At 68.1% G+C, this 14,956-nt stretch carries 12 protein-coding genes; 9 read left to right on the top strand and 3 right to left on the bottom strand.

Annotation, left to right across the window (positions count from 1 at the left end; translation table 11 throughout):
• Positions 1 to 48 precede the first annotated feature (48 nt).
• Positions 49 to 915, bottom strand: a complete 867-nt coding sequence (locus C6A86_RS05780) for a MaoC/PaaZ C-terminal domain-containing protein (protein ID WP_105363946.1) — start codon at positions 913 to 915, stop codon at positions 49 to 51.
• A gap of 84 nt (positions 916 to 999) precedes the next feature.
• On the opposite strand from C6A86_RS05780, the gene C6A86_RS05775 reads away from it, so the two are divergent.
• Positions 1,000 to 2,997 carry an SDR family oxidoreductase gene (locus tag C6A86_RS05775; protein WP_105363947.1) on the top strand — a complete coding sequence of 666 codons (1,998 nt, stop codon included), beginning with the start codon at positions 1,000 to 1,002 and terminating at the stop codon, positions 2,995 to 2,997.
• Between the two features lie 92 nt (positions 2,998 to 3,089).
• Complete coding sequence (locus C6A86_RS05770; protein WP_233213051.1) at positions 3,090 to 4,079, top strand: nucleoside hydrolase; 990 nt, start codon at positions 3,090 to 3,092, stop codon at positions 4,077 to 4,079.
• Positions 4,080 to 4,110: 31 nt separating this feature from the next.
• Here C6A86_RS05770 and C6A86_RS05765 read toward each other — a convergent pair whose 3' ends face one another.
• Positions 4,111 to 5,703 (bottom strand): DNA polymerase Y family protein, encoded by a 1,593-nt coding sequence (locus tag C6A86_RS05765; protein WP_105363949.1) that lies wholly within the window; start codon positions 5,701 to 5,703, stop codon positions 4,111 to 4,113.
• A gap of 29 nt (positions 5,704 to 5,732) precedes the next feature.
• Positions 5,733 to 6,467, bottom strand: coding sequence for a hypothetical protein (locus tag C6A86_RS05760; protein ID WP_396834794.1), 735 nt, complete (start codon positions 6,465 to 6,467; stop codon positions 5,733 to 5,735).
• A 286-nt stretch (positions 6,468 to 6,753) separates the two neighbouring features.
• On the opposite strand from C6A86_RS05760, the gene C6A86_RS05755 reads away from it, so the two are divergent.
• The 7 genes from C6A86_RS05755 (at position 6,754) to C6A86_RS05725 (ending at position 14,947) form a co-directional block, all read left to right on the top strand.
• Complete coding sequence (locus tag C6A86_RS05755) at positions 6,754 to 7,005, top strand: hypothetical protein (RefSeq protein ID WP_105363950.1); 252 nt, start codon at positions 6,754 to 6,756, stop codon at positions 7,003 to 7,005.
• 62 nt (positions 7,006 to 7,067) lie between these two features.
• Entirely contained in the window at positions 7,068 to 8,672 is a 1,605-nt protein-coding gene (locus C6A86_RS05750) for a protease pro-enzyme activation domain-containing protein (RefSeq protein WP_105363951.1), read from the top strand.
• Positions 8,672 to 10,591: a zinc ribbon domain-containing protein gene (locus C6A86_RS05745; protein ID WP_311101054.1), complete on the top strand. Its 1,920-nt coding sequence runs from the start codon at positions 8,672 to 8,674 to the stop codon at positions 10,589 to 10,591. Before C6A86_RS05750 ends, C6A86_RS05745 begins: the two co-directional genes overlap by 1 nt.
• 106 nt (positions 10,592 to 10,697) lie before the next feature.
• Positions 10,698 to 11,675, top strand: coding sequence for an alpha/beta hydrolase (locus C6A86_RS05740; RefSeq protein ID WP_105361464.1), 978 nt, complete (start codon positions 10,698 to 10,700; stop codon positions 11,673 to 11,675).
• Entirely contained in the window at positions 11,672 to 12,520 is an 849-nt protein-coding gene (locus C6A86_RS05735) for an SDR family NAD(P)-dependent oxidoreductase (RefSeq protein WP_105361465.1), read from the top strand. The genes C6A86_RS05740 and C6A86_RS05735 overlap by 4 nt, the downstream gene beginning before the upstream one ends.
• Before the next feature lie 11 nt (positions 12,521 to 12,531).
• The gene (locus tag C6A86_RS05730) at positions 12,532 to 13,452 is read left to right on the top strand and encodes a reductase (RefSeq protein ID WP_105361466.1); all 921 of its coding nucleotides are present in this window, start codon (positions 12,532 to 12,534) and stop codon (positions 13,450 to 13,452) included.
• Between the two features lies 1 nt (position 13,453).
• Positions 13,454 to 14,947: an NAD(P)/FAD-dependent oxidoreductase gene (locus tag C6A86_RS05725; RefSeq protein WP_311101053.1), complete on the top strand. Its 1,494-nt coding sequence runs from the start codon at positions 13,454 to 13,456 to the stop codon at positions 14,945 to 14,947.
• The last annotated feature ends 9 nt before the right edge of the window (positions 14,948 to 14,956 follow it).

The following is a 14,956-nucleotide window of genomic DNA, read 5'->3' as shown; positions in this document are numbered from 1 at the left end:
CATCCTGTCAACGCGCGGCGGTGCGCACTGGCGATTGGCCCTACGAAATCAGTTGTATTCGGCCGTCCCGTCATCGAGCACGACGCGGGCATCGGACCCGTCCGGCTGGGCGGCCTCGGTGCGGAACACCGCGCGACCCGATTCGGTGCGCCAGATCGAGGTGGTCAGTGTCTCGCCGGGGAAGACCGGCGAACTGAACCGCGACGCCACCGCGGTGACCTTGGTGGCATCGCCGCCGCCGAGTTCGGCGACCAGTGCCCGGCCGGCCACCCCATAGGTGCACAGGCCGTGCAGGATCGGTTTGGGGAAGCCGGCCAGGGTCTGGGCGAACCAGGGATCGCTGTGCAGGGGATTGCGGTCGCCGGAGAGCCGGTACAGCAGCGCCTGATCGGCGCGGGTCGGCAGGGCCACCTGGGCATCGGGGGCCCGGTCGGGGAACTCGGGTGCCGCCGGCCGCTGGCCGGGCTGTCCGCCGAATCCACCCTCTCCGCGGATCACCACGGTGGTCAGGGTTTCCACCAGCACCTCACCGCTGTCCGGGTCGGCGCCCACCCCCTTGAGCATCACCACCGCGTTCTTGCCCTCACCCTTGTCCTGGATGTCGGCGACCTCGGAGTGCACGGTGAGCGCGCCCGCCGGCGGCAGCGGCTTGAACAAGCGGATCGCCTGCGACCCGTGCAGCAGCAGGCTGAAATTGAAGGAACCGATCTGCAGCGCCGCCGCGAACGGCGAACAGGCGATCACGGCGAAGGTGGGCAACACCTGCTGCTCGATGTCGTGACTGTTCTCGGTGGTGAAGGCCAGGTCGTCGGTGCCGGCGCCGACCCCGAGCGCGTAGAGCAATGTCTCGCGGTCGGTCCAGCTGAAGGTTTGGGACTCGGTTTTGGCACCGACGGCGTTCGGGTCGATCGGCATGGGTGGGTATCCCTTCGTGACGGACTACGGGGTGTGACCGGGACCATAGTTGACCTTTGCCTGTTCGAGGACGACCATGACCGCATGCATTATGTCGTTACCGGCGGTACTGGGTTTATCGGCAGTCGCGTGGTGGCCCGGCTACTGGCCCGCGACCCGGACGCGCAGGTGCACGTGCTGGTGCGGCGCTCATCGCTGGAACGCTTCGAGCGACTCGTCGACACGTGGGGCCCGCGCGCGAAACCCCTGGTCGGTGACCTCACCGCCGAGGATCTCGGACTCAGCGATGACGCCATCGCCGAGCTCGGCACCATCGACCACGTGGTGCACAGCGCCGCCATCTACGACATGACCGCCGCCGAGGACCTCCAGCGCGCCGCCAACGTCGAGGGCACCCGCGCCGTCATCGGCCTGACCCGGCGCGTGGGCGCGACGCTGCACCATCTGTCCTCGATCGCGGTGGCCGGAGACTTCCACGGCGAGTACACCGAGGACGATTTCGACGTCGCGCAGAACCTGCCGACCCCGTATCACCGCACCAAGTTCGAGGCCGAACAACTGGTGCGCTCCGACGCCGGGCCGCGTATGAGGATCTACCGACCGGCCGTCGTCGTCGGCGATTCGCGGACCGGTGAGATGGACAAGATCGACGGGCCCTATTACTTCTTCGGCATCCTGTCCAAGCTGGCGGTGCTGCCCAGCATCACGCCGATGGCGCTGCCCGACGCCGGCCGCACCAATATCGTGCCGGTCGATTTCGTGGTCGACGCGTTGGTCCACCTGATGCACATCGACGGTGCCGACGGACAAACCTTCCATCTGACGGCGCCGAAAGCGATTGGCCTGCGCAGCATTTACCGCGGTGTCGCGAAGGAGGCCGGGCTTCCGGCCCTGCGCTTCGCGTTGCCCGGCGCGGCCGCCGCGCCAATACTGAAGGCCACCGGCCGGGCCCGGGTGCTGCGCAACATGGCCGCCACCCAGCTGGGTATGCCCGCCGAGATCCTCGACGTCCTCGACCTGGCGCCGACGTTCACCTCCGACCGGACCACTGCGGCGCTGGCCGGAACCGGGATCGAGGTGCCCGAATTCGGTTCCTACGCAGGAAAATTATGGCGGTACTGGGCCGAGCATCTGGACCCCGACCGGGCCCGCCGCGACGATCCCTCCGGCGCGCTGGTGGGCAGGCACATCATCATCACCGGCGCCTCCAGCGGTATCGGTCGCGCCTCGGCGATCGCGGCCGCCCAACGCGGAGCCACGGTGTTCGCGTTGGCCCGCAACGCCGACGCCCTCGATGATCTGATTGCCGAGATCCGCGCCGAGGGTGGCGATGCGCACGCATTCACCTGTGACGTCACCGATTCCGGTTCTGTCGACCACACGGTGAAGGACATCCTGGGACGCTTCGGTCACGTCGACTATCTGGTCAACAACGCCGGCCGGTCCATTCGCCGGTCGGTGTCGGCCTCCACTGACCGGCTGCACGACTACGAACGGGTAATGGCCGTCAACTACTTCGGCGCGGTGCGGATGGTGCTCGCCCTGCTGCCGCACTGGCGCGAGCGCCGGTTCGGTCACGTGGTGAACGTGTCGAGTGCCGGTGTGCAGGCCAACAGCCCCAAGTACAGCGCGTACCTACCCACCAAGGCGGCGCTGGACGCCTTCTCCGAGGTGGTCGGCACCGAGACACTGTCGGATCACATCACCTTCACCAATATCCACATGCCGCTGGTGAGCACCCCGATGATCGCGCCGTCGCGGCGGCTGAATCCGGTGCCCCCGATCACCGCCGAGCATGCCGCGGCGATGGTGGTGCGCGGGCTGATCGAGAAGCCCGCGCGGATCGACACCCCGCTGGGCACGCTGGCCGACCTGGGTACCTACTTCACGCCCCGGCTGTCGCGACGGGTACTGCACCAGCTCTACCTGGGCTACCCGGACTCCCCCGCCGCCCGCGGGCAGTCCGGCGACGAGCCCACCCCGCAGCGCCGGCCCAGGAAGCCGTCCCGCGCGGCGCGACCCGTGCGAGTCCCCCGACCGGTCAAGCGCGCGGTGCGGGCCATTCCGGGTGTGCACTGGTAGCGGCCCCCACCTATCGTGGGAGCGTGACCGGGCCTGAAACCGATGCGCCGCTACCGGTGTTCGCCGACGTCGACACCGGAGTAGACGATGCGATGGCGCTGGCCTATCTGTTCGCCAGCCCGGAGGCACAGGTCGTGGGCATCGCGTCGACGGCGGGCAATGTGCCCGTCGCGCAGGTGTCGGTCAACAATCTCGGGCTGCTCGAACTGTTCGGGATCCACGACGTTCCCGTCTCCGAAGGCGCCCCGGTGCCGCTGAGCATTCCGCTGCGCACCGCCGAGGACACCCACGGTCCCGAAGGGCTCGGCTACGCGCGACTGCCGGAGACCGACCGATCACTCACCCCGTACGACGCCGCCCACGCCTGGGTCGTCGCGGCCCGCGAATACCCCGGCGAACTCCTCGGATTGGTCACCGGCCCGCTGACCAACCTCGCGCTGGCGCTGCGTTTGGAGCCCGCACTGCCCCGGCTGCTGCGCCGGCTGGTGATCATGGGCGGCGCCTTCGACTACCGCGGTAACACCACCCCCGTCTCGGAGTGGAACATCAGCGTCGACCCGGAGGCCGCCGCCGAAGTGTTCGCGGTATGGGGCGCGGCGTGGGGCCTGAGCACGCCCACACATCTACCGATTGTGTTGGGCCTCAACCTCACCGAGAACGTGGCGATGACGCCGTCCATCCTGGGCCGGCTGGCCGCCGCCGCCGGTTCGCCATCGGCGCAACTCAGTGTGCTCGACGATAGGGGTACCCGGTCGACGGCGGCCAATCCGCTGATCCGGGTGCTCGAAGATGCGATGCGCTTCTACTTCGAGTTCCACTTCGACCAGGGCGAGGGCTACCTGGCGCACCTGCACGATCCGCTGGCCGCCGCGGTCGCGCTGGACCCCGACCTGGTGCGCTACCAGTCCGCGACCGTCGACGTGGAACTGACCGGCACCCTGACCCGCGGGATGACGGTGGCCGACTGGCGTGGTCACTGGGGGCGGGAGCACAACGCGCACATCGGCGTCGAGGTGGACCCCGCCGCGTTCTTCGAGCGTTTCGTCGAGCGGGTCGGCCCGTTCGCCCGGCACCTGGGTTGAACCTCGGGTCGCTGCGCTCCAGCCCGCCGAGTCATTCATAGATGCCCTCCACATGCCACTGCCGTTGGCGGTAGCACAGCAACATCGCCACACCGACGCCGGCATCATTCTGTCCACCGCGACCGGACACCACCACCTGGGCTCGCGCGGTCCGGCCCACCGGTGTGCGCTCGGGATCCCACCAGCGTTCGTCGACCGGCCACGGCCCGGTCCACCAGCTGATGTCTCTCCCGTCGCTTCGCTCGCCCCTGATGTCTCTCCCGCGGCCCGGGGACTCCAGCCGCACCGGATCCGAGGAGAACAACCCCCGACTCGTCACCCGTACCGGTTTACCTTCTGCATCAAGCACTTCCACCGGATCATCGAGCAACACCGCCGGCGAGGGCTCGGGGAGCTGGCCCGGCCAGGGCTGAGTCGGGTCGGCCCGCGGAACCGGCTCGTCGCCCAACGGGGTGAAGGTGATGCGTTCGGCCGGCCCACGGCCACCGCTGAGCACCGGCACCTGTACGGCTTCGAGACCCAGCAGACCCTGCACCCGCACCAGCGCCCGCCGGGCACGTAACCGGTCGTCGTCACCGGATGACCCCCACAGCGGGAGCTGCAGCGCCCCGGCCGAGACCACCTCCACCGGATGCAACCGCAGCATGGTGATCGCCGCGGTGGGTACCGTCCCCCCGGTTGCCCGCCGAGCCAGCCAGCCGTCCAGTTGCCACCGCACCCGATCCGCGGTGGCATCCTCGGTCAGCGGTTCCGCGCAACGCCAAACACGGTTCAGCTCTTCACCATTGGCGGTGACGGCCTGGATGGCCAGCCGGGTGCAGCCCACCCCGGCGCCTTCCAGGCTGCGGTGCAGTTCGCCGGCCAGCGATCGGCCGGCGAAGGCCGCCGCGTCCACCCGGTCGATGGGTGGATCGCAGTTCATCACCGCATCGAGCTCCGCGGGAAGATCACGCCCCGACGGTCCGCGGTCGGGCTCCCCGCAGGCGAATCGGTGGGCGAGAAGAGCGTCCGCGCCGAACCGGGAGGCCACATCGGTACGCGACAACTCGGCGAACTGACCGATGGTGCGGATTCCCATCCGCCACAGCAGGTCTGCCAGGTCATCCCGGCCCGCCCCGGAGAGGCTGGGTTCGGTGGCCAACTGCCGGATCGACAGCCCGGACAGGAATGCCGCGTCCCGGCCCGGCTCGACGATGCGCCCCGCCCTGGCCGCGAACACCGCGGTGGACAACTGATCGGCGATACCGGTCTGACATTCCGCGCCCGCCGCGGCCACCGCGTCGACCAGCCGTTCGGCGGCCTCCTGTTCTGATCCGAAATAGCGGGATGCGCCCCGGACCGACAGCACCAGCAGACCGGGTCGCAGCACCTCGGCCCGGGGAACCACCTCGTCGACCGCCGCCGTCACGGCCTCGAAGTGACGGGCATCGCGCGCCGGGTCGGCGGTGACGACGTGCAGCTGAGGGCACCGGGACTGCGCCTCACGGCGGCGCAGCCCGCGCCGCACCCCGACCGCCCGGGCCGCGGCCGAACAGGCGATGACCCGGTTGGCCAGGGTGACCGCCACCGGGTCGGTGGCGGCGAGCCCGGCCGCGGCGGCGGCGGCCACCGCAGGCCAATCCATGCACCAGAGCGCAAGAACCCGCGGCACCGTCAGCCACCGACCGCGAGGCGCGGTTGCCCGGGAATCCTGCTCCTGGTCCGGGTGTCCAACCGCACCCGCCCGATCCGTCCCCGGCCGGGAATCGCGGCACCACCGGAACCGACCATCTCGTAGCCGCAGACCCTGGCATCCAGCCGAGCCGAGGCACCGTGCCAATCACCCCCGGTGACCAGCAGTGTGCACTCCTTCTGCCGGGCGCGCGCGGTCACCGCCCGCGCTCTGCTCATCGGCACCGATCGCCCTGCCAGCGCCAGCACCACCAGATCCAGACCGTCCAGCAGGACCGCGGCCACCTCCACCGGATCGCTGCCGGGATAAGGAATCACCGCGACCCTGCTCAGGTCGGCGCCCATCTCCACAGCCGCCAACAGACCGACATCGGGCTGCCCGACGATGGCCGCATGCCCGCCCGCCGCAGTGGCCGCGGCCACCATCCGCAGTGCCAGCGATCTGGCCCCGGACAGCACCGCCACCGTCCCCCTGGGCAGCAGCTGAGGTAGCGGCCCGGGTACCGGTGGCCCCGGCAACGCATCGTCAGACGGCCCGATCGGCGGATCCGGGACTTTCAGCAAAGTTTCCGGGACAGAATTCAGGTCATCGCCGGCGGCCCTCCGCGCACCCTGGATTCCCATCCTCCCGGAGACTTCGGCTATCCTGTGACGCAACTGTTCTACCTGTTCAGCACGCTCTTTTCGGTGCTGCTCCAGGTCCATCGCCACCGTCACAGCAGCACCTCCAGCATCATCCGAAACGGGTGTTGTTCGAACACATGTTCGATACCTCGAGTAAACACTCGTCGGGTGTGACAGTCAAGCGGTGGAATAGACGCCCAGATCAGCGTCACAGAACGGTCATCGACAACGCCCGAGTAAGGGAATGCACTGATACAGGCCCTGCGTTACAGTTTCTGACACCAGATCCCGGCCCTCGAACGGGACTGCTGCACCCGGTTTTCGCGGACCATCGCGCCGACCACGATTCACCACACCGAGAACAAGTAAAGGACCGAACATGGCATCAAATCGTCTGGCTCGTCGTCGGATTTCGGCAGCGGTTGGCGGTGCCGCCATCATCGCGATGATCGGCTTCACCGCGGCGTGCAGCAGTGACAGCGACAAGCCCGAAGAGTCGCCCACCACGACGACGACCACCACCGAGGTCTCGGTGACCCCCACCGAGAAGTCGCTGAACCCCGGCGGCGGAGTGTTCACTCCCCCGGTGACGGCCCCGCAGCCGACCTTCGACCCGTCGCAGAACGACTGAGCGAGAACTCTGAACGGGGCGGGTCCGGATTTTTCGGACCCGCCCTCAGTTCTTCTGGAACCATGAGAACGGTGCTCGCTCGCTCACTGACCGCCCTGCTGCTCATCGGAGCCCTGGTGGTCGCTGTCGATCTGTACGTCGGCAGGGAACGCTCCGATGCCTTGCGCATCGAGGGCCCCTACGCGTCCCTGCTGGACGCGTCCATCGACCTCGGACCGGCACGCGAAGACAGCATCGAGCTCACCGCCACCCTCACCGACGAATCCCAGCCCACCGCGCTGATGGACTGGGCCCGCGACCAATCCCTGTCGGTACAGTGGCGCCCCGGCGATGACTGGGTGATCGTCGAGGGACCCCCCGCCGCCGTCGAGCAGGCTTTCGACGTCTCTGTGCGCGACTACCGCGGCAGGCGAGGACAACTCTTCTACGCCTCACCACACCAGCCCGCGGTCCCCGAACACCTGCGCGACGAAGTGTCCGAGATCGGCCGAATCCTCAGCTACACACCACATCACATGTCGCGGCCCGATCACATCCCCCTCGATGTGCCCGATCAGGGGCTGGCGCCCCAAGCGCTGCTGAACACCTACAACGCCGACGACCTGAACAGGGGCGGTTTCACCGGCCGAGGCATCACCATCGTGATCTTCGCTTTCGACGGATTCCACCAATCCGACCTGGACACCTACACCAGCACGTTCGGTCTGCCGCAGTTCACCCCCGAGGTCGTCGGCGGATCGCCCGGCGAGCCACGCGGCGAACTGTCGATGGATCTTCAAGTGGCACACGCCATTGCGCCCGATGCCCGCAAGGTCGTGGTGAATGCCCGCCCCACCGTCGAAGGTGGCGGCGGATACCGCAAGATCGGCGAGATGCTCGAGGAGACCGATCGCCAGTTCCCCGGTGCGGTATGGAGTTTCTCGATCGGCTGGGGCTGCGACAAACTGATCACCGCCGCCGACCTGGCCCCCGTCCGGTCCGCGCTGCGCACCGCCCAGTCCCGCGGCACCACCGCCTACAACGCCAGCGGCGACCTCGCCGGGATGGAATGCCGTGGTGGACAAGACTGGTCGTCGCCCCCGAGTGAACAGGATGTCGGCCTCGACTCGATCGCCTCGTTGCCCGAGATGACCAGCGTCGGCGGCACCACCCTGTCCACCGATGCCGACGGCAGGTGGGTATCCGAGCAGACCTGGTTCGACGTTCCGCTCTCCCAGGGCACCGGCGGCGGCGTATCGGCGCTGTTCGACATGCCGCCCTGGCAGCGCGACGCCGCGGACGCGGTCGCCCCCGATCGCCACAACGGCAAGCGCATGACACCGGATATCGCCGCGGTCGCCGACCCGTTCACCGGTGTGAAGATCGTGATCAACGGTCAGACCGTCGTCGGTGGCGGCACCTCACAGTCGGCCCCCATCTGGGCCGGCCTCACCGCGGTGATGAACCAGTGGCTGCTGGAGAACAACGGCTCCCTCATCGGTGACATCAACCCGTTGCTGTACCGCATCGCCCAGGGTGCTCCACGGCCCGCCTTCCGCGATGTGACCCTGGGCGGCAACGCCGTCGACAATGCCGGTCCCGGCTATGACCTGGTCACCGGACTGGGCACGCCCGATATCGACAACCTCGTGCGCAACCTGCAGATCGCGCAGCGGGTGGGTGCCTGATGAGCGCTCCAGGCATGGTCGAGTGCCAGGTCTGCCAGATCGATGTTCCCGCCGGCGTGTACTGCGGGCTCTGCGGCGTTCCACTGGCCGACCACAAACGCGGTGACGGCCCGCACTGGCTGCGCGCCCGCGCGTTCAGCGCCGCGCCCGGACAGCGCCTGCTCACACCGTCGCTGACCAGTTCGCTGTTCCCCCACCTGGCACCGCGGTCACGCAAGGTGTTCCTGATGGGTCTGGTGCTGCTGGCGGTGGCGCTGACCGTCGGCACCGTGCTGCGCATGCCCGCCGCTCTGATCGCCGTCGCGTCACTGGGCATCCCCCTGCTGTTCGCCCTGTACCTCCGCGAATCCGGTGTGTCCCGGGATATCCCACGCAGCACGCTGATATTGACCGCAACTCTCGGCATCGTGCTCGGCGTCGGCTGGGTGCTGTTGACCGGAGTCGCGCTGGCGCGCGCCTACGGCGTCCCATTGGGCGCAGGTATCGCGGGCGGCCGGATTCTGCGTGACGGGATCGGGGTTCCGGTGGGCAGCATGCTGCTCATGCTGGTGCCCGCACTGGTGGCCCGGGTCGGGTGGCGCGGCAACCGGGAATCCCTGGACGGCTACGCCATCGGCGCACTGGGGGCATTGACGTTCACCGCGGCGGCCACCCTCACCCGGCTGGCGCCACAGTTCACCACCGGGATGATCAATCGGGTCCGCCCCCTGGACGGACTGCTCGTCGAGGCCGGCATCCGCGGCATCGCCATGCCGCTCACCGCCGCCGCCGTCGGCGGTCTGATCGGCACCGCGCTCTGGTTCACCCGGCCACCCACCAAGGTCACCAAGAACCGTGGCTTCGTCCGCGGCACCCTCGTCGCCATCGCGTTCGTGGTGATCTCCGTCTACGCCGGGCTGGGCCTGCTCGACGTGGCCCGCTTCCCGCAGTGGGTGCAACTGGCCGGACACCTGACCCTCACGGCGCTCGCGCTGTTCGCGCTGCGGGTCGGTCTGCACCTGGCCCTGCTGCACGAGGCACAGGACGAGATCCGCACCGACGAACCGATCCTGTGTGTCGAGTGCGATCACGTGGTGCCCGATGCGCCGTTCTGCGCGAACTGCGGGGCGGCCATGCACGCATCTTCGCGCCGATCGCGCCGAGCCCGGCGCGACGACCGACCCATCCGTCTCGCCGAGGAACCCGCGGCCGGGGAACTCGTGGTCGGTTTGAAGCCCGGCTATTCGCTGCACTCGGGCACCTTCGAAACCCTGCAGCCGCCGAAGACGTCATTCCGCAACGTGGCGCTGGTGCTGGGGATCGCTGTCGTCGTGGTGGCCGGCGGTCTGGTCGGGCTGTCCGGACTGATCACCAAACCCGCCGCGAAATACATCTGCCCGCCGGATTGCGGAAGCCCGCCGATGAATCGCGCGGTCGAGATCAACCCCAGATTCACCTCCGCGGACGGGTCGTTCTCGGTGTCCTACCCGGTGGAGGGTGCGGCCTATGAGGTCACCAAGCAGGACAACGGCATCACCGCGGTGCTGCAGGCCGGCGACGGCGGCACCATGCAGCTGTTCAGCCGGCCCGCGGCCGGGCGCACCCCGAAGCAGATCGCGGTCGACCTGGTGAATGAGACGTTCCCCGATACCAAGACGGCCTACGAGATCCCCAACACCATGGTCGGTTACCAGCACGGATACGGGATGGCCGCCGATATGTGGCCGCAGGGCGCGATGAGCAGTTCCAGCCGGATGCGGATCATCGTGATGGTGGCCGTGAAGAACGATCTGGCCCTGATCGCCGGCGCGGTCGGACCGTACCGTGCCTTCGGGCCGGATTTCGGTTCCGGCAAGCCGTCAGCGGCCAACCTGCAGCTGGCGCTGGACATGGGTAAGTACGTCAACAGTTTCAGCTGGCGCGGCGACCCACGCCGGTAGGCCTGCACTCGTCAGGGACCTGGGTCACACAACACCGAATGTTGACATTGACAAATGTCACCAATTGAAGGTGTACTCGTCGGACGCTCGATTGACGGAGGTCCGAATGCCCGAGCAGTCCCTTCCCACCCGCGGATCGTTGCGGTCCCGCGGTGCCGCCACGGTCAGCAGCGTGACATTGCGGCAGATCAGCGCGGTGCTTCCGCCGGAACGAGCATGGGGCCTGTGGGCCTCCCGGCAGATCATCGCGCGGGTCATGGACACCTTCGGTCCCTCGCTGACGGGCACAGAGGTCGAGCAGGTGGACGTCCGCCTGCCCGACGGCCGCCGGGTCGTCGGCGAATGGGTGCGCAGCAGCAGGGGGACCGATCGGACCGCGGCCATCTACTACGTGCACGGCAGCGGATACGCGCTCTGTTCGCCGCGCACCCACCGCAGACTGACCGCCTGGCTGTCCCGGCTGACCGGACTCCCGGTGTTCTGCATCGATTACCGGCTGGCACCGAAGTACCGCTTCCCCACCGCCGCCGACGATGTCCGGGCGGGCTGGGACTATCTGCGCACCGAAGCCGGCTTCGACCCCGAACGTACGGTCATCGCCGGCGACTCCGCGGGCGGCCACCTGGCGGTCGACCTGCTGCTGCAGCCCGGCGTCCCGCATCCCGCCGCGATGGCCCTGTTCTCCCCGCTCGTGGACCTCACCTTCGGGCTGGCCCGTGCCCGTGAAGCGCTGCGCGACGATCCGGCGATCCGCGCCTCGGATGCGGCCCGCCTCATCGGGTTGTATTGCGCTGGAACCGATCCGCGCCACCACCGGCTCACCCTCGATATCGCGGGCGGCCGACGCATGCCGCCCACCCTGATCCAGGCCGGTGGCGCGGAAATGCTGCAGGCCGACGCCCGCACCCTGGACGCGGACATCCGCACCGCCGGTGGCACCAGCGAGTTGCAGGTCTGGCCGGATCAGGTGCACGTCTTCCAGGCACTGCCCCGGCTCACCCCCGAGGCCGCACCGGCCATGCGCATCGTCACCGCCTTCATCACGGAGTCGCTGCAGCGGGGCAGCGCCCGGGTTGCCGGATGAACCTCTTCGGCATCCTTGGTGGCGCCAAACGCAGCCGCAATGCCGACGCCGTGGTGACCGGGGCCGGCAGCGGGATCGGCGCCGCCTTCGCAGTCGAACTCGCCGCCCGCGGCGGCCGGGTGGTGTGCAGCGATATCAACGAGAACGCCGCCCGCGCCACCGTCGCGGAGATCACCGCGGCAGGCGGTGAGGCGACAGCACTACGTTGCGATGTCTCCAAGATCGAGGATGTGCAGGCCCTGGCCGAAGCCGCCGCGGCCTGGTTCGGTGGCCCGCCCACGCTGGTGATCAACAACGCCGGGGTCGGCGCGGGCGGCACCCCGATCGGCGAAGCCAGCCTGGACGATTGGAGCTGGGTGCTCGGTGTGAACCTGTGGGGGCCCATCCACGGCTGCCACGTGTTCACCCCGCTGCTGCGTGCCGCCCAGACCGATCAGCCGCGCGGCATCATCAATGTCGCCTCGGCGGCGGCGTTCGGCGCCGCGCCGGGAATGGCCGCTTACAACGTGAGCAAGGCTGGGACGCTGTCTCTTTCGGAGACGCTGGCCGCAGAGCTCGCCGGCACCGGGATCAATGTCACCGCGCTGTGCCCCACCTTCGTCAAGACCAATATCCTCGACACCGACCGCATCACTGCCGGATCCAGCCAGCTGGCCGACACCCTGATGCGCTGGACCGGGTTCTCCCCGCAGAAGGTCGCCCGGATGTGCCTGGACACCAATGACCGCGGCGGCCTGTACTGCATGCCGCAACCTGACGCCCGGATCGGCTGGGGCATCAAACGTTTCACACCGACGGTGTACACCCGCGCCGTCGGTCTCACCACTCGCATCACCGCACCGTAGGAGGCTCGACAATGGCTGTCGACATGGACGTCATGCTCGCGAAGATCAAGGATCGGCAATGGGCGCTGGCCGATATCGACTGGGACGCACCGGGTGCCGAAACCATCAGCGACGAGTTCCGGCCCAAGCTCAAGGCCTTCATGGCCGATCTGTGCTGGATCGAGAATGTCGGCGCACGCGGGTTCGCGGCACTGGCCAAGAAGGCCCCCACCCCGACGCTGGCCGAGATCTACCGCTACTTCCACGCCGAGGAACAGCGGCACGCCAATGCCGAACTGGCGCTGATGAAGCGGTGGGGCATGCTCGAAGACGGTGAGATGCCCGAACCCAACGTCAACATCCGGCTGGCCATCGACTGGCTGGACACCTACGCCGACGACATGTCGCTGTCGGTGCTGGGCACCGTCATCCCGATGCTCGAGGTCGCCCTGGACGGCGCGCTGCTGAAGTTCCTGCTCGACGAGGTGGACGACCCGGTCTGTCATCAGGTCTTCGAGAAGATCAACAGCGACGAATCACGGCATATCGCCGTCGATTTCGAGGTGCTCAACATGATCGGGAACGCCAAGGCACGCAAGCTGGCCATCGATTTCGTGGGCAGCGTCGCCTCCCCCGGACTGATCATCGGCATGATCATCTACGTTCCGCTGCTCAACCGGATGCGCAACAACATCGTCGACATGGGCCTGGAGCCCGAACGGCTCTACAAGGCGATGGCGCGGTTCAAGGACATCGGTGGTCGCTCCGAACACACCTGGCGCGTGCCGACCTACCAGATCCTGAAGCTGCACTCACGCTGGGTGGTCAACTCCCGCAACCCCTATCACTGGGTCGCCAACCCGATGGTGGCCGCCTCGGACTACCTGCCCAAGGCGGTACTGAAGCCGATCCCGTCCTGGTTCAAGGAACTCACCTACAAGCCGGCGGCCTGACATGGCGGCGCACCTTCACGACACCGTCATCGTCGGCGCCGGGTTCAGCGGTATCGGCACCGCGATCAAGCTCGCCGAGTCCGGTGTCGAGGATTTCGTCATCGTCGAACGTGGTGACCGGGTCGGCGGCACCTGGCGCGACAACACCTATCCGGGCGCCGCCTGCGATATCCCGTCGCTGCTCTACTCGTATTCGTTCGCCAAGAACCCGGACTGGTCCCGGGCCTACTCGCCGGCCGGTGAGATCTGTGCGCACATCGAGGCGATGGTCGACGACTTCGATCTGCGCCGCCGGATCCAGTTCGGCGTCGAGGTCAACGGACTGTCCTTCGACGAGGAGGCCGGAGTCTGGACGGTGGCCACGAACAGACGCCAGAAGCTACAGGCGCGCACCGTGGTGCTGGCCTCCGGGCCGTTGACCGACCACAAGTTCCCCGACATCCGCGGGCTGGACACCTACCAGGGACACAAGATCCACAGTGCCCGTTGGGATCACGACTACGACTTCACCGGCAAGCGGGTCGCGGTGATAGGCACCGGCGCCAGCGCCGTGCAGATCGTGCCCGAGCTGGTCAAGCAGGCCGATTTCGTGAAGGTGTTCCAGCGCACCCCGGGCTGGGTGGTGCCGAGGATGGACATCGCCACCCCGGAGGCCGCCAAGACGCTGTTCGCCAAGGTACCCGCCGCCCAGGAGGTGGCGCGGCAGGTGCTGTACTGGGGCCACGAGGTCACTGCCACCGCCCTGGTCTGGGACACCCCGCTGACCGGTCTGGTCTCGCGGCTCGGTAAGGCGCATCTGCGCAGGCAGGTGAAGGATCCGTGGCTGCGCCGACAGCTCACCCCGGACTTCACCCCCGGCTGCAAGCGGATGCTGGTCTCCAGCGACTACTACCCGGCGCTGCAGAAGGACAACTGCAAGCTCATCGACTGGCCCATCGCGACCATCAGCCCGGTCGGTATCCGCACCAGCGACGGTATCGAGCACCACCTGGATGCCATCGTGTTCGCCACCGGGTACGACGTCCACCTGTCCGGACCGCCATTCCCGGTCACCGGTCTGGACGGCCGGGTGCTCGCCGATGAATGGTCCGGAGGTGCACAGGCCTACAAGAGCATCCAGGCCCACGGCTACCCGAACCTGTTCCTGATGACCGGCCCGAACTCCGGGCCCGGCCACAATTCGCTGCTGGTCTATTCCGAGGGCCAGATCGACTACGCGGTGCACGCGATCGGCACGATTCTGCGCGATGACCTGCGCTATCTGGACGTCCGTGCGGACGTCCAGCAACGTCACAACGCGGTTCTCCAGCGCCGGCTGCGCAAGACCGCCTGGATGAGTGGGTGCAGCAGCTGGTACCTCACCGCGGACGGATTCAACGCGTCCATGTACCCCGGGTTCGCCACCCAGTATCTTCGACAGATGCGGGAGTTCCGATTCGGTGACTACACGGCGGTGGCGCACGACGCACGTGTGACGGCGTTGTCGTCGGCCTGATGGCGGCCA

The organism is Mycobacterium sp. ITM-2016-00316, assembly GCF_002968335.2.
Taxonomy (GTDB): domain Bacteria; phylum Actinomycetota; class Actinomycetes; order Mycobacteriales; family Mycobacteriaceae; genus Mycobacterium.
The sequence above is the reverse complement of the archived record's forward strand: the minus strand, read 5'-3'. Positions and strand labels throughout refer to the sequence as shown.

Bases quoted from the DNA above. Each gene is read 5' to 3' on its own strand.
- C6A86_RS05775 (WP_105363947.1), top strand. From the start codon at position 1,000: ATGCATTATGTCGTTACCGGCGGTACTGGGTTTATCGGCAGTCGCGTG.
- C6A86_RS05780 (WP_105363946.1), bottom strand. From the start codon at position 915: ATGCCGATCGACCCGAACGCCGTCGGTGCCAAAACCGAGTCCCAAACC.
- C6A86_RS05770 (WP_233213051.1), top strand. From the start codon at position 3,090: ATGGCGCTGGCCTATCTGTTCGCCAGCCCGGAGGCACAGGTCGTGGGC.
- C6A86_RS05745 (WP_311101054.1), top strand. From the start codon at position 8,672: ATGAGCGCTCCAGGCATGGTCGAGTGCCAGGTCTGCCAGATCGATGTT.
- C6A86_RS05725 (WP_311101053.1), top strand. From the start codon at position 13,454: ATGGCGGCGCACCTTCACGACACCGTCATCGTCGGCGCCGGGTTCAGC.
- C6A86_RS05765 (WP_105363949.1), bottom strand. From the start codon at position 5,703: ATGGATTGGCCTGCGGTGGCCGCCGCCGCCGCGGCCGGGCTCGCCGCC.
- C6A86_RS05735 (WP_105361465.1), top strand. From the start codon at position 11,672: ATGAACCTCTTCGGCATCCTTGGTGGCGCCAAACGCAGCCGCAATGCC.
- C6A86_RS05740 (WP_105361464.1), top strand. From the start codon at position 10,698: ATGCCCGAGCAGTCCCTTCCCACCCGCGGATCGTTGCGGTCCCGCGGT.
- C6A86_RS05750 (WP_105363951.1), top strand. From the start codon at position 7,068: ATGAGAACGGTGCTCGCTCGCTCACTGACCGCCCTGCTGCTCATCGGA.
- C6A86_RS05755 (WP_105363950.1), top strand. From the start codon at position 6,754: ATGGCATCAAATCGTCTGGCTCGTCGTCGGATTTCGGCAGCGGTTGGC.
- C6A86_RS05730 (WP_105361466.1), top strand. From the start codon at position 12,532: ATGGCTGTCGACATGGACGTCATGCTCGCGAAGATCAAGGATCGGCAA.